The sequence below is a fragment of the Rhodosalinus sp. FB01 genome (assembly GCF_041365715.1).
Taxonomy (GTDB): Bacteria; Pseudomonadota; Alphaproteobacteria; order Rhodobacterales; family Rhodobacteraceae; genus Rhodosalinus.
On the sequence record NZ_JBGFSH010000032.1, the window covers coordinates 1 to 395 of the forward strand.

The following is a 395-nucleotide window of genomic DNA, read 5'->3' on the forward strand; positions in this document are numbered from 1 at the left end:
CGGGCAAGGGGTGGCGGTACGGCGGGCTCAGTTGTTGTCCATCCGACCCTGGCCGGGTGCCCCCATCATGTCGCCGTTGCCCCGCATGCCGCCGTTCGGTCCGGGCATCATGCCGTCGCGCATCGTCTCCATGCGCTCCATCATGTCGGCCGGTTTCACGATCTCTGCCACCGACACCGCACCGTCGCCGTCGTCGTCGAGGAACTGGAAGCGGTCCACCATGGTTTCGCGAATGAGCGCGCTGTGGAGGGTCTCGAATTCAGCGAGCGACAGGGCTTCGTCGCCATCGGCGTCATATTCCGCCAGCAGGGCCTGCAGTCCTTCATGGGCTTCCTGCGAAGTCACCACGCCATCGCCATCGGCGTCGAACCGCTCTAGGCCCATGCCCATCAGCG

Annotated in this window: 1 protein-coding gene; it reads right to left on the reverse strand. The window is 65.8% G+C overall.

From position 1 onward, the window contains the following. Positions 1-27: 27 nt before the first annotated feature. Positions 28-395, reverse strand: a 368-nt coding sequence (locus tag AB6A65_RS16360; protein ID WP_371039467.1) for an EF-hand domain-containing protein, incomplete at its 5' end; no start/stop codon positions are given.